Here is an 11,522-nt window from a genome sequence, read left to right as displayed (position 1 = left end):
GTCGGACTGCCGGTCCACCAGTTCGTGCCACCACACGTCGCGGTCGGCGTTCCACGGCACCTCGTGCCCGGTACGCCGCACAACCAGCACCTTCTCCACCGTGCCGGCGCCGCTCGCGGCCTCGTCCGCGTTCGGCTTGAGGCTGGCCACCCCGCCGCGCCGGTTGTACCCGTCGACGGTGATCAGCACCTTGGCGCTGGCGTCCTCGATGCGTGCGCGCAGTGCCTCGGCCGAGAACGCCGCGAAGCACACGGAGTGCGGCGCGCCGATGCGGGCGCAGGCCAGCATCGCGAACACGGTCTCCGGGATCATCGGCATGTAGATGGCCACCCGGTCGCCGGTGCGCACGCCCAGCTCGATCAGCGCGTTGGCCGCCTTCGACACCTCGCGCTGTAGCTGCGCGTAGGTGATGGTGCGGGTGTCGCCGAGCTCGCCCTCGAAGTGGATGGCGACCTGGTCGCCGTGCCCGGACTCCACGTGCCGGTCGACGCAGTTGTACGCGGCGTTGAGCTTCCCGCCGGTGAACCACTTGGCGAACAGCCGGTTCGACCAGTCCAGCACCTCGGTCCACGGCTGCGCCCATGTCAGCCGGTTCGCCTGGGCCTCCCAGAAAGCCAGACGGTCCTCTTCGGCCCGCGCGTAGGCCTCGGCCGTCACGTTCGCCGCCGCCGCCAGTTCGGCCGGCGGTTCGAACCGCCTCTCCTCGTTCAACAGGTTCGACAGCGTCTCGTTGGACACACGAACTCCTCGTCAATGTCCGTTTGCGGGCCGGACGGCGGCACGGCGAAGCGCCGACCCCGCCGTAGTCGGTGTGAGCGTCTCTCAGCCCTAAAGCACACCAGTACTCATGCTGTTACGCAAGGGTTTCCGGCAGAAAAGGTCTAGACCACACCGCCGGCGAGGGCGCGCTTGGCGTCTCGCCGGCGGTGCGGTACGAGCGTCCGCCGTCATACGGCTTCAGCCCCGGTATTGGTAGGTCCACCGCATCGCTGCGGCGGGCGGTTCTTCATTCGCCTATTCAGCTCAGCGCGGCAGCGTGGGCAGCACGTCGCGCCGGTGCGTCGAGTTGATGACCGTAGCCGCCGCCGCGTACCAGGCCGCGATACCGGTCAGGATGCCGATCCAGCCGCCGACCTTGGTCAACGCGTCTGGAGCCGGCGTGCCGTTCTGGAAGGCGCCGATGCCGAGGAAGACGAAGGCGAGCGTCAGGAGCACGAAGACCACGAGTACCGCCATCGAGGTGCGCAACGCCGCGACCGTCATGAACGCGGTGAAGATCGCCCAGAGGATGAGGTAGAGGCCGATCGCCTGGTGCACGTCGCCGCTGGCCGCGGTCAGATGGGTGACGATCCACCAGTAGGAAAGCCAGAAGGCGCCGAACGAGCTGAACGCGGTAGCGCCGAAGGTGTTGCCGCGCCTGAACTCCCACATACCGGCCAGCAGCTGCGCGAGACCGCCGTAGAACGCGGCCAGGCCCAGCACGATCGTGATCGCGCCGGTCTCCTTGATGATGTTGGCGTTGGCGAAGGAGAGCGCCAGCGTGGTCATCGCGAAGCCGGCGAGCCCGAGCGGGGCCGGATCCGCGACGGTCACCGGAGTGCTAGTCGTGGGTGCTTCATTGCTCACGACCGTGATCCTTTCGACCAGACTGAAGGCCCGTCCCCAGTCCGGCCGGCGGTCGCTCGGCCGGCATGCGGAACGGGCCCGCGGTTGTCAGCCCCCGAACAGGGGCCTGCTCCGCTCGTCCCCCATGCGCTGAGCTCTCAAGACACCTGGTCGAGATGTTGCGCCGAGCGGCTGACGGCGCGCGCCGACCGGTTCGATCTGTTTCGAAACAACTCGGACCTGCCGCTTTCCAGCCGCGTCTCGCGGTGGCCGGTCTGCTGCCGAAACTCGCGGCGCTGGATTCGGGCTTTCCGCCGCGTGCGGTCAGCGCTGCCGGTTGGCGTCTCCCAGCAGCCGGTCGCGCAGCTCGCGCGCGTGTCGTCGGCTCACCGCGAGCGTCTTGTCGCCGACCTTGACCGTGGTGTGGCCGGCGTCCCAGCGCACCTCCTGGATGTGGCGCAGCGCGACCAGGTACGAGCGGTGGATGCGGGCGAAGCCGTGTGGCGTCCAGCGCTCCTCGAGAGTCGCCAACGATATGCGCACCAGGTGCGAGCCGGACGCCGTGTGCAGCCGTGCGTAATCGCCGTGAGCCTCGACGTACCGGATCTGCGACCGGGTCAGAAACCGGGTCACGCCCGCCAACTCGACCGGTACGACCTCGTCGTCCGTCGGTGACGTGCGCGTTCGTGCGTGTAACCGCTCATGCACGCGCCGGATGGCTTCAGCGAGCCGGTCCTGCCTTACCGGCTTGAGCACATAGTCGACGGCGTGCAGCTCGAAGGCGCCGACCGCGAAGTCCTCGTGCGCGGTGACGAAGACGATCTGCGGGCTGTCGGGGCGCCGGGCCAACGTCCTGGCGATGTCCACGCCGGTCGCGCCCGGCATCCGGATGTCCAGGAAGAGCGCGTCGATGCGCTGCTCGCCGTTGAGCATGCGGATCGCCTCGGCCCCGGAGGACGCGGTCCGGATGCTGCCGATCCGGGAGTCCGCGCTCAGCAGGTAGGTGAGCTCCTCCAGGGCGGGCCGCTCATCGTCCACGGCCAGCACGGCCAAGCCGGGGCGGTCCAGCGGCTGGGTCATGCGTTCTCCCGTCGGTTGTGCGACCTCCTGCGCGACACCGGCTTGGGGATGCGGATGGTGACCGTGGTTCCTTCGCCCGGCGTGCTGTCCAATTGAAGCCCATGGTCGGGGCCGAACGCCGCCAGCAACCGTTCCTGAATGTTGGCCACCGCGTGAGCGTCCGCGGTGCCCTCGCCGCTAAGCGCCGCGCCCGCGGTCGCCGGGTCCATGCCGACCCCGTCGTCGGTGATCGTGATCGTGTACTCCGTGCCCGAGTCCTCGGTCGTGATCGTTACCGTGCCCTGGCCCGACTTACCGCGCAGCCCATGGCGTACCGCGTTCTCCACGAGCGGCTGCAAGCACAGGAACGGCATCTCGAGTCCGAGCGTTTCCGGTGCCACCCGCACGACGAGCTGCAGCTGGTCGCCGAAGCGTGCCTGCTCCAGCTGGAAGTAGCAGTCGATGCAGCGCAGCTCCTCGGCGAGCGTGGTCATCGAGCCGCCGCGGCGGAAGGAGTAGCGGGTGAAGTCGGCGAACTCCAGTAGCAGCTCCCGCGCCCGCGGCGGATCGGTCCGCACGAACGAGGCGATCGCCGTGAGTGAGTTGTAGATGAAGTGCGGCGAGATCTGGGCGCGCAGCGCTCGGATCTCGGCTTCCATGGTGCGGGTGCGCGAGAGGTCGAGCTGTCCGAGCTCCAGCTGTGAGGAGACCCAGCGCGCCACTTCGCACACGGCTCGGGTCAGCGCCACCGAGGCGGTCGAGTTGTACGCGGCGAGCGTGCCGACTGTCTGGCCGTCGACGATCAGCGGCGCGATCACGGCGTCGCGGATGGCGCATTCCTCACTGCCGCAATCCACCCAGTCGAGCAGCTTGACCCGGCCGGTAGCCACGACATTCTTGGCATGCACGAGTGCGTCATCGGCGTGCCGGTCGCCCTCACCATCCCAGGCGAGCAACCGATCGGCGTCCGTTATCGCGACTGCCGCGGTACCGAGCAGGCGGCGCAGATAGCGTGCCGACTTGCGCGCCGATTCCGGCGAGAGGCCTTCGCGCAGCACGGGCGCAGCGAGCGAGACGGTATGCATCGCCTCGTAAGCGGCGCGCTCCGTGGGCGTTCCGTACACGTGGTGTCGTCTGGCCGCGCGTACCGCCGCACCGACCGGGATGGCCAGCACTCCCGCGACCGCGATCGTTGTCGCCGTCGAATCCACCTTCATGACGGTACGTCACAGGCAAGATCATGGCCAGGGTGATTGGTGCTCGAATCGATCACAGTGCATCAGATCGGCCGAATGTCGAATATGCCCTCCGGGACGTCTAGGCGCTAAGGGCGCTGTTCGGATGCGATGCGCGTGCCGCTTCACCCGTGGCTTAGGTTTGTCGCTTGTGACGACCTCAACCGCCGATCCCCTCGCTGCGCTCAGCGTTCTGCCCGGAGTGGCCGAAGTGGTGGCCGAGACCCGCTCGGCCGTAGACCGCCTGCGTGCGCACAAGGTGCTGCGCAGCCGATCCAGCGAAGTGACCGCGGAATCCGCACTGCGTGGTGCCCGAGCGTCGGCGGCGATCGCCGGGGCGGACTGGCCGCTGGAGGAGTTGCGGCGCCGTACCGATCTCGGCGACGAGCAGGGCGCCGGCCTGGTTCGCGGCGCGCTGCGGATCTCCGGCGAGCTCTCGCCGCTGCTCGGGGTGCTTCAGCAGGCGCCGGCGCAGGCGTTGACCCGGATGCACATGCTCGCGGCGGCCGGGGAAGTCGAGGGCAATCGGATTGGGCGTCCGCGTGCCGCAGACGAGCCGGTGTCGGTCGAGCCGGGCGGCCCGGACGTACCCGTAGACGCCGAGGAAGCAGCAGGACGGCTTACCGCACTAGCCGGGCTCCTGGCCGCGCCCAGCAAGGCGCCGGCGCTTGTCGTCGCGGCCGTGGCGCACGGTGAGTTGTCGGCGGTCACACCCTTCGGATGGGGAGACGGCCTGCTCGCCCGAGCCGTCTTCCGGCTCCTGCTGGTCGCACGGGGCCTGGACCCGCAGTCGCTCGCGGTGCCGGAGGTCGGCTTCCTCGAACTCGGGCTCGACGCCCGGCGCGCTGCGCTTGAGGCGTACCGGTCCGGAACCGCCGAAGGCCTCGGAGCTTGGATCGCGCACTGTGGCGAGGCACTGAGCCGCGGCACCCAGGAAGCGCTCGCCATCTGCGAAGCATTGATGCGTGGGTGAACCAGAGTTACCGCTGAGCACTCGTTCGTGGCCCATTTGGGTGAAGAGGTCGATCGGCCCCCCTGCACGGCTTTCCAACTCGCCCGACCAGTCCTACAAAGGAAGTACGGCCCGCGAGACCGCTTTCTGAGGAAGGCTGGGAGAAGTAGGAGTCAACGGCCCACGGACCGACGCACGGAGCCCGGGAACCCACGCGCGACCGACCCGCGTTGGGGCCCGCCGAGACAGACACCAGGCCACGGCCTCGGGTGGACTGATCTGGCGAATACACCGGTGCACGCTTGGTATCTCGGACATCCCGTGCAACCTGGACGGCGCCCCCACTGTGACTCGGGGCGCCGTCACCCTGTGTAGAGACGGCTTTCGCCGTTCTGCTGCCGCCGCTCTGGAACGCTTCGTCGGCTGCGCTACGAGCGCTTCTTGCGGGCGTACCAAACGATTCCCGCCGCAGCGGCCGTCCCGACGCCCAACGCCGTCGCCGCGATGACCGGCTTCCCCGGCAGGCTCAGGCTCGCCATCTTCGCCCGCAGCGAGACCGGGTTGGCGAAGACCTCGATCGGCCAGTCCCGCGCTGCGGCTTCCTTGCGCAGCGTCCGGTCCGGGTTGACCGCGCAGGGGTGGCCGACGAGTTCGAGCATCGGCAGGTCCGTGGCGGAGTCGCTGTAGGCGTAGCAGCCGTCGAGGTCGTAGCCCTCGGCCTCGGCCAGGGCCTTTATCGCGGCGGCCTTGTTGTCACCGTAGGCGTAGAACTCCACCTCGCCGGTGTACCGCCCGTCGGCGACCACCATCCGCGTCGCGACGACCTTGTCCGCGCCGATCAGCTCGCCGATGGGCTCGACCACCTCGGCTCCGGAGGAGGAGACGATGATGACGTCGCGGCCGGCCGCCTTGTGCTCGGCGATCAGGTCGGCGGCCTCCTGGTAGATCAGCGGGTCGATCAGGTCGTGCAGGGTCTCGGCCACGATCTCCTTGACCTGGCCGACGTCCCAGCCGGTGCACAGGGCGGAGAGGTACTGGCGCATCCGCTCCATCTGGTCGTGGTCCGCCCCGCCGACTAGGTACACGAACTGGGCGTATGCGGTCTTGAGCACCGCGCGTCGGTTGATCAGCCCGCCCTGGTAGAACGAGCGGCCGAAGGCCAGGGTGGAGGATTTGGCAATGATCGTCTTATCGAGATCGAAGAACGCGGCGGTGCGCATCGGCGGTGGCTCCCTCAGCTTCTTTCGCCGGTGTACGGAGGCGCTAAGCAGTGATGGCAGCCTACGCGGTGCAGCAGTCGGATCGGTAAGCAATCGCTCGCGACTGGCGGAATCTCCAACCTCATCGAACGTTTGCGCTGTGTTCTGCCTCAACTCTGTCCGGATTCGCCCGCCGCATCATCTTTCACCGCGGTTTCCGCAGCCTCAAAGCTCCCAATAGTCGCCAACTCTCCCGGGTCGGCCGAGCCATGATTACGGACAGTAGTACCCGTCGGAATCCGGGCCCTTCGACCCCGCCGACGCAGGGGCCGCAGACACTCCGCGCAGCGGGGTATAACCGCAGTTCAGAAGGCCTCCATTCATCATTTGGCGTAATAGAAGCGAGGCCAGTTTGCCTTCTGGGCGCTTCGGGTACACCATGGAAGTCACGGATCGTTCGCGACCGTGCTGCCTTGGCCCGGCTCCTCCCCCCCGAGCCGCGCCAAGGTGACGACCCCCGCTCTCCCCCCCGGCGGGGGTCGTCTCTTTTCCGGGAACGCCCAGCCCACCGGCTTTTGCGAGCCGATTTCGCGGACGTGATGCCGCGGCGGGCGTTGTGGGATGATCCGAATTTCTTACCTGTGAGTAACCAGGTCGCCGGGCCTTTGGTGACCAAACGTAATCAAGGTCCGGACAATGATCGTGTCCCGGGCTTATCCACAGGGCTTATCCACAGATTTCAAAGATCGCTGGCGAAGATCCGCTCCACTGCCGCACCGTGGTTGTGCTGTCACTGTACGCAATCACGGGAAGCCGAGAGGGATCGCCATGTCCACCACCACCGGGAATTCAGCCTCCGCCAAGTCCGACCGCAGTGCCCGCCGAGGCCGGGCTGACCCCTCGGTGCCGTTGATCGCGGTGATCGGCGGCTGTGGCGGGGCGGGCGCCTCGACGCTGGCCGTATCGCTCGCCGTGGCAGCGCTCAACGTTCGCAAGCGCGCCATTCTGTTCGACGCCGACCCGCTCGGCGGCGGCCTGGAACCACTCGTCGGGCTCGGCACGGTCGCGTTCGCGCCGGACCATCCGATCCGTACGACGCAGACCTGGCCCCACGGTATCGACCCGCAAGAGCCCGAACGCCAGTCGGGGCGAACCTGCCGCGAACCCGATCTCGCGCTCGTCACCTGGGGCGGCGGCGACGGAGAACGCATCCCGGTGGTCGCCATGCGCAACGCGCTGCGCGCCCTTCGCGGCACCGCAGACCTGGTCGTCGTCGATCTGCCCCGGTCCATCGACGATGCGACCCAATTGGTGCTCTCCGAGGCGACGCACACGCTCGTCGTCGCACCAGTGTCCGAACGCGCCGCAGTCGCGACCGCACGGCTGCTGCCGAAGCTCGCGGTCGTTGGCCCGCCACCACAGGTCGTCGCCCGGCTGCCAAGCCGCGACGAGCTGACCGCCAGGCAGTTCGCAGAGCTGCTCGGCACTCCGCTGGCGGGCGTGATCAAACCCGGTCGCAGTTCGCTGCCCCGCCGTGGTGCGATCCAACAACTGGGTGGACGCTCCGCGCCTTCGCTCGCCCGCTTCAGCCGCAGGCTGATCGAACGCTGCGGAGTCGGGCCGGCCGAGGATTACTCGGACCGGACGCGGGTGATCGTATGAAGCCGCCGAACACCGGCACCGGCACCTTGGCATCTAGCGTCGTGAGCCCGGAGTACTCACACAAATACGAGGGAGTGCTCCGCACCATCAGTGGCGAGCTGGCTTCCGGTGTACTGGCCCCGGAGGTTCCCGCCGTCGTGGAGGCGCTGCGAGCCCGCCGCTGTCTGCTCGGCCGAGACGCCCTGCACGCGATCGCCGAGTCGCTGTGCGAACAGGCCCTCGCCGCGGATCCAGTCGCGGCGTTGATCGCCGATCCGGACGTAACCGATGTGCTGGTGAACGGGCCGAACGAAATCTGGGTCGAACGCGCCAACCGGCTGGAACGAGTGGACAGCGCGTTCGCCGACGAGGCGGCCGTGCGCCGGTTCGCCCAACGGCTCGCGGTCCAGGCCGGCCGCCGGTTCGACGACGCATCGCCGTTCGTGGACGCCCGCTTGCCCGACGGCACGCGCCTGCACGCGGTGCTCCCTCCGATCGCCGTCAACGGCACCACGCTCTCGCTACGCATCCCAAGGCGGCGGCTCTACTCGCTGGAGGAGCTGAAGGAGTTGGGCACGCTCAACGCCGCGGGCGTGGCGATCCTCAAAGAGATCGTGCGCCAGCGGGTGCCTTTCCTCATCACCGGCGGCGCGGGCACGGGCAAGACGACGCTGCTATCAAGCCTGCTTTCGCTGTGCAGCGCTGACGAACGCCTCGTCCTGGTCGAGGACTGTGCGGAGCTGATGCCGGACCATCCGCACGTCGTGCGCCTGGAGAGCCGGCCGGCGAACCAGGAAGGTCGCGGCCAAGTCACCATCAGGGACCTGATCAAGCAGGCGCTACGCATGCGACCGACCCGCATCGTGCTCGGCGAGGCACGGGGCGCCGAGATCATGGACCTCTTCAGCGCGCTGAACACCGGGCACGAGGGTGGCTGCGGCACCCTGCACGCCAACCGGCCGCACGACATCCCGGCACGCATCGAGGCGCTTGCGCTCCTCGCCGGAGTCTCCAGAGAAGCGGTCCACAGTCAGGCCTCGGCCGCGCTACGCATCGCGATCCATCTGGATCGCAACGAGTTCGGCAGACGCTACCTCCAATCCATCGCAGTGGTGCGCCGGCGCAACGCGGTCGGCCCGGTCCAGGCCACCTTGGCGATCAGTTTCGATCAGGGCGGCCAGACCCGCGAGTGGCCAGGGTTCCCGCAGCTGTTGGACGAACTCGGCCGCCCATCCCGGCCGGAAGCGCCACTCACTTCACGCAGCTCCGAGCTTGACCTGGCCCGGGAGTTCGAGATCGTTGAGCCCGCTCGCACTGGCGAAGCGAGGGACGGCTCATGACTCCCTACCGCTTCGCCGAGCGCCTTCCCGCTGCGCCCTTCCTGGTAGCAGCGCTCGTACTCGGGGCGCTTTGTTCACTGGCCACTCGTTCAGCAGTGCCCATGGCTCTCGCCTTGCTCGGTGCTTTCCTGCTGCGCTCACGCCTCATGCGCGCCCGCGCCCGATCCGCCGAGGCATCGCAGCGCACTGCCGTCGTCGAGCTGTGCGCCGCACTGCGAGGCGAGCTACAGGCCGGCCGGCAGCCGAGCGCGGCCTTCGCGGAAGCCGTCTGGTGCCGGCCCGAACTGCGCGACCTCGCCGAGGCGTTCAGTCGTCCCGATCCGGACCGAGACGAGCCCGACCTGCTCGCGGCAGCAGCATGCGAGCCAGGGCGCGAGGGACTCGCCTCGCTGGCCGCCTGCTGGCGGGCGGCCGAGCAGCACGGAGTGCCCCTCACCGGCGCAGTGTCCGGCATCGAGGACGGCCTTCGCGCGGAACAGCAGCGGCGACAGAACCTCGCGGCCGAACTGTCCGGAGTGCGCGCGACCGTCGCATTGCTCGGCGTACTGCCCGTCTTCGGGCTCGCGCTCGGATCCGCCCTTGGCGCAAACCCGATCCACACCCTGCTCACCCGGCCGGCTGGCGAGGTCTGCCTTCTGCTCGGGTGTCTGCTCGAGTTGATCGGACTGCGCTGGACTGATCGGCTCGTCAGCACGATCGACGGTCGACCAACGCCGCCGCCGCCCCGCCGCCGCTCGCTCCGCTCGTTCCTGCAGACGATCGCGCTCGCCGGGAGCAGATCATGACCGGCTCTTCGATCCAAGCCCTGCTGATCGTCGTGCAGCCGAACCCGTCCGTACGACGGATCGAACTGGCCGCAGCGGCAATGCTCACTCTGCTCGCGATGATGCTCAGGTGGGTGCCGGTCCGTGCGCGGCGCACCAACGGGCTCCAGCAGGCCGCACTGGCCTCCGCGAAGTGGGCGTCAAAAGCCAGCCGCCCGACGCTTCGCCAGGTCCTCGGAGCAGCCTTCGCCGCGTGCGCCGTCGGACTGTTCATCGGCGGTGCTGGCGGCGCGATCGCCGGCGCCATGACCGGTGCGGGCTTGCTGGTCTTCAGTTCGCGTCGCGTCTCCGAGAGCGAAGCCCGGGCGAGGCAACGCCTGATCGCCGCCGCACCGCCCCCAGTCGATCTATTCGCTGCCGCGCTGGCCGCCGGACTCCTCCCAGCCGACGCAGCCAGTGTCGTCGCTACCGCATTCAACGGCGAAACCGGTCCGCCAGAAGACGATCCAGAGGCTGCACCGCTTCCCGTCGAGCCGGTTCGCGAGATCGCCGCCCGATTCGCCGCCGCAGCCCAAGCCCTCCGCGAGGGCTGCGAGCCGGAAGCCGCCTGGCGCCTGCTCTCCATCGACGCGGCGACCGCTCCGGTCGCAGCGGCGGCACTACGAGCATCACGCACGGGTGCTCCGGCTTCGCAGACCGTCGCCAAGGCCGCCCGAGACGTCGGGAACGCCGCCGAGCAAGCCGCCCAAGCCCAGATCCGCGCCGTAGCCGTTCGCGCGACCGCGCCGCTCGCCCTGTGCTTCCTTCCCGCCTTCGTCCTGGTCGGCGTCGTGCCAACGGCGCTCGGCCTGCTGACCGAGCTACACGCCTGACTAGAGCTGACCGAGCTAGCCACCTGACCAAGGAGTCCCAATGCGCTCAACCCTGCTCCCAGCCATCGCAAACCTGCACCGCGTGGTGGCGCTTCGGCACCGGAAACTCACCGGACGAACCGCCGGCCGGCACGGACCGCAAGCCGGCACCACCACAGCCGAGTACGCGATCGGCACGCTTGCGGCCTGCGGCTTCGCAGCTCTGCTCTACAAGATCGTCACCAGCGGATCGATCTCGTCGCTACTGTCGGGGATCATTCACAAGGCCCTCGGAGTGGTCGGATGAACAGCCGCTCCGCCGCACCCTCGCGCCATCAGCCGCCTAGTACGGCCAAGCGCGGCCACATCTTTGAACTACGCCCGCCCCGCGAGCCGCTCCGCACAGCCACGCGCAGCCACGCTTTCGGAGTGTCCCCGCGCCATCAGTCCCTGCGCGCAGCCGAGCGCGGCTACGTCACCGCCGAAACCGCCATGGTGCTCCCGACCCTCGTCGGCCTCGGCCTAGCCCTCGTCCTGATCGTGGTCGCCGCCGCAGCCCAGCTGCGCTGTAGCGACGCCGCCTGGGAGGCCGCACGTGGGTTAGCCCGCGGCGAGCCACCCAGCTACGCGGCGCAGGCAGTGCAGCGATTCGGCCCAGCCGGCGCCTCCACCGAGGTGAGCACCGCCGACGGCAGCGTGCTGGTGCAAGTGTCCGCCCGCCTCCCAATCGGCAATGCACTGTTGCCCGCCATCCACGTGCTCGGCCATGCCCAGATCGACTGCGAACCCGGCTCGCCCTGCGCGGGCGATGGCATCGGCCAGGAGGTGCACTGAGTCATGAGCGACACTGAGCCGCCGCCGAATCGCTGCTCGAAC

Annotated in this window: 12 protein-coding genes; 7 read left to right on the top strand and 5 right to left on the bottom strand. The window is 68.8% G+C overall.

The window, feature by feature from the left end; all coding sequences use genetic code 11:
* The 4 genes from VFB40_RS16045 to VFB40_RS16030 form a co-directional block, all read right to left on the bottom strand.
* A partial coding sequence (locus VFB40_RS16045) for an AMP-binding protein (RefSeq protein ID WP_324851510.1) occupies positions 1-738 on the bottom strand: 738 nt, incomplete at its 3' end.
* Between the two features lie 285 nt (positions 739-1,023).
* Positions 1,024-1,626, bottom strand: a complete 603-nt coding sequence (locus VFB40_RS16040; RefSeq protein ID WP_324851509.1) for an acetate uptake transporter — start codon at positions 1,624-1,626, stop codon at positions 1,024-1,026.
* A gap of 303 nt (positions 1,627-1,929) precedes the next feature.
* Positions 1,930-2,685, bottom strand: a complete 756-nt coding sequence (locus VFB40_RS16035) for a LytR/AlgR family response regulator transcription factor (RefSeq protein ID WP_324851508.1) — start codon at positions 2,683-2,685, stop codon at positions 1,930-1,932.
* The gene (locus VFB40_RS16030; protein WP_349261503.1) at positions 2,682-3,881 is read right to left on the bottom strand and encodes a histidine kinase; all 1,200 of its coding nucleotides are present in this window, start codon (positions 3,879-3,881) and stop codon (positions 2,682-2,684) included. Before VFB40_RS16030 ends, VFB40_RS16035 begins: the two co-directional genes overlap by 4 nt.
* Positions 3,882-4,050: 169 nt before the next feature.
* On the opposite strand from VFB40_RS16030, the gene VFB40_RS16025 reads away from it, so the two are divergent.
* Positions 4,051-4,872: a hypothetical protein gene (locus tag VFB40_RS16025; RefSeq protein ID WP_324851504.1), complete on the top strand. Its 822-nt coding sequence runs from the start codon at positions 4,051-4,053 to the stop codon at positions 4,870-4,872.
* 407 nt (positions 4,873-5,279) lie between these two features.
* Here the strand turns inward: VFB40_RS16025 and VFB40_RS16020 are convergent, their stop codons facing one another.
* The gene (locus VFB40_RS16020; RefSeq protein ID WP_324851502.1) at positions 5,280-6,071 is read right to left on the bottom strand and encodes an HAD family hydrolase; all 792 of its coding nucleotides are present in this window, start codon (positions 6,069-6,071) and stop codon (positions 5,280-5,282) included.
* Between the two features lie 807 nt (positions 6,072-6,878).
* Between VFB40_RS16020 and VFB40_RS16015 the strand changes: the two genes are divergently transcribed.
* From VFB40_RS16015 to VFB40_RS15990, 6 genes are all read left to right on the top strand, one after another.
* Complete coding sequence (locus tag VFB40_RS16015; protein ID WP_324851500.1) at positions 6,879-7,712, top strand: CpaE-like family protein; 834 nt, start codon at positions 6,879-6,881, stop codon at positions 7,710-7,712.
* The gene (locus VFB40_RS16010) at positions 7,709-9,031 is read left to right on the top strand and encodes a TadA family conjugal transfer-associated ATPase (RefSeq protein WP_324851498.1); all 1,323 of its coding nucleotides are present in this window, start codon (positions 7,709-7,711) and stop codon (positions 9,029-9,031) included. The genes VFB40_RS16015 and VFB40_RS16010 overlap by 4 nt, the downstream gene beginning before the upstream one ends.
* Positions 9,032-9,132: 101 nt before the next feature.
* Positions 9,133-9,816 (top strand): type II secretion system F family protein, encoded by a 684-nt coding sequence (locus tag VFB40_RS16005; RefSeq protein ID WP_324851496.1) that lies wholly within the window; start codon positions 9,133-9,135, stop codon positions 9,814-9,816.
* Entirely contained in the window at positions 9,813-10,667 is an 855-nt protein-coding gene (locus VFB40_RS16000) for a type II secretion system F family protein (RefSeq protein WP_324851494.1), read from the top strand. The genes VFB40_RS16005 and VFB40_RS16000 overlap by 4 nt, the downstream gene beginning before the upstream one ends.
* A 40-nt stretch (positions 10,668-10,707) precedes the next feature.
* Complete coding sequence (locus VFB40_RS15995) at positions 10,708-10,953, top strand: DUF4244 domain-containing protein (protein ID WP_324851491.1); 246 nt, start codon at positions 10,708-10,710, stop codon at positions 10,951-10,953.
* Between the two features lie 122 nt (positions 10,954-11,075).
* Complete coding sequence (locus tag VFB40_RS15990) at positions 11,076-11,480, top strand: TadE family type IV pilus minor pilin (RefSeq protein WP_324851489.1); 405 nt, start codon at positions 11,076-11,078, stop codon at positions 11,478-11,480.
* The last annotated feature ends 42 nt before the right edge of the window (positions 11,481-11,522 follow it).

The sequence above is a fragment of the Actinocrinis sp. genome, from assembly GCF_035650855.1.
Taxonomy (GTDB): Bacteria; Actinomycetota; Actinomycetes; order Streptomycetales; family Catenulisporaceae; genus Actinocrinis.
Note: the sequence above shows the minus strand (reverse complement) of the source record. Positions and strands in the feature narration are given on the sequence as shown.